Raw genomic sequence first — 1,946 nt, forward strand, 5'->3', positions numbered from 1 at the left:
AGCTTCCGCTCCGCCTTGGCCCGCCCCCCGTTCACCCGCACTTGGCCGCTCCGCACCAGCTTGTAGACCAGGCTGCGCGGGGCACCCTTCAGTTGCCCCAGCAGGAAGTTGTCCAGCCGCTGGCCGCCCCGGTCCGCCGGCACCGTGACCGTCCGCACCGTGCTCTTGGCGGCGGCGGCAGGCTTGGCGGTGGGGGGGCTGGGGTTGGAGCCATTCATTCTGTTACACTCGGAGGGCGAGATAAGGGTTTGATTTCGCAGGGAGTTGCAGTTGGGCCAGAAGCCCGTCTCCCCGCGATTCCGGCAAGTGCGCGGCCACCGCCCCAGGGGCGGCCATGTTAGCGGCTGATCGGCAGGCCCGGATACCGCCGGGTGCGTGACGGCACCTGATGCTGAACATGTCCCGCGTGGCGCCACCTCTTGGGGGAAGCTGCCGCCGGCCCCGCAACACCTATTAGAAAGAAAAGCGCTCCCGCGGCCTGCCGTGGTGTCGTAGCGCTGGAAACCCGATCCGCCCCGCTGCGCCTGCGCAAGGGGCGGTGCAACGTTCCAGAGGCGAAACCCCATGGCGTTCCGCGCGGTAGCAGCGCGCGAGGAACGCACAATGAAACGCATGTTGATCAATGCCACGCAGGCCGAAGAGCTGCGCGTGGCCATCGTCGACGGTCAGACCCTGTACGACATCGATATCGAACAGCCGTCGAAGGAACAGAAGAAGTCCAACATCTACAAGGGCCGCATCACCCGGCTCGAGCCCTCCCTGGAAGCCGCCTTCGTCGATTACGGCGCTGACCGCCATGGCTTCCTGCCGCTGAAGGAAATCTCCCGCGACTACTTCCAGGCCGGTGTCGACCACAACAAGGCCGGCATCCGCGAGCTGCTGAAGGAAGGCCAGGAAGTCGTCGTCCAGGTGGACAAGGACGAGCGCGGCAACAAGGGCGCCGCCCTGACCACGTTCATCTCCCTTGCCGGCCGCTACATGGTGCTGATGCCGAACTCGCCCACCGCCGGTGGCGTGTCGCGCCGCATCGAGGGCGACGACCGCGCCGAGCTGAAGAAGGCGATGGACGCGCTGGCCATTCCCGACGACATGGGCGTGATCATCCGCACCGCCGGCGTCGGCCGCGACGCCGAAGAGCTGCAGTGGGACCTGGACTACCTGCTCAGCGTGTGGAAGGCGATCGCCGAAGCCGCGCTGACCAAGCCGGCTCCGTTCCTGATCTACCAGGAAAGCCGCCTGATCGTGCGCGCCCTGCGCGACTACCTGCGCAGCGACGTGGGCGAGATCCTGGTCGACACCGACGAGCTGTACGAGACCGCGCGCGAGTTCATGCAGCAGGTCATGCCGCACAACCTGCGCAAGCTGAAGCCGTACAAGGACGACATCCCGCTGTTCAACCGCTTCCAGATCGAATCGCAGATCGAAGGCGCGTATGAGCGCAACGTCCGCCTGCCCTCCGGCGGCTCCATCGTGGTCGACCAGACCGAGGCGCTGACCGCCATCGACGTCAACTCGGCGCGCGCCACCAAGGGCGGCGACATCGAGGAAACCGCGTTCCACACCAACATGGAGGCGGCCGAGGAAGTGGCCCGCCAGCTGCGCCTGCGCGACCTGGGCGGCCTGGTGGTGATCGACTTCATCGACATGTCCAGCAACAAGCACCAGCGCGAAGTCGAGAACAAGCTGCAGAACGCACTGAAGTACGACCGCGCCCGCGTGCAGATCGGCCGCATCTCGCGCTTCGGCCTGCTTGAGATGAGCCGCCAGCGCCTGCGTCCGTCGCTGGGCGAATCCAGCCAGATCGTCTGCCCGCGCTGCGAAGGCCATGGCCGCATGCGCAGCGTCGAATCGCTGTCGCTGTCGATCATCCGCGTGGCCGAAGAGCATGCGATGAAGGACAACACGGGGCAGGTGCTGATCCAGGCCCCGCTCGAGATCGCCAACTT

At 66.3% G+C, this 1,946-nt stretch carries 2 protein-coding genes; one reads left to right on the top strand and one right to left on the bottom strand.

Translation table 11 applies throughout. The annotated features are described in order from the left end of the window. Positions 1 to 218 (bottom strand): S4 domain-containing protein (locus AC04L7_RS17675; protein ID WP_475513564.1); only part of this gene is annotated, 218 nt, incomplete at its 3' end. Between the two features lie 385 nt (positions 219 to 603). Here AC04L7_RS17675 and AC04L7_RS17680 point away from each other — a divergent pair. Beyond that, the coding region (locus tag AC04L7_RS17680) for an Rne/Rng family ribonuclease (protein ID WP_475513565.1) at positions 604 to 1,946 on the top strand (1,343 nt) is incomplete at its 3' end.

It is taken from the genome of Pseudoxanthomonas sp. LjRoot204_2, assembly GCF_056175765.1.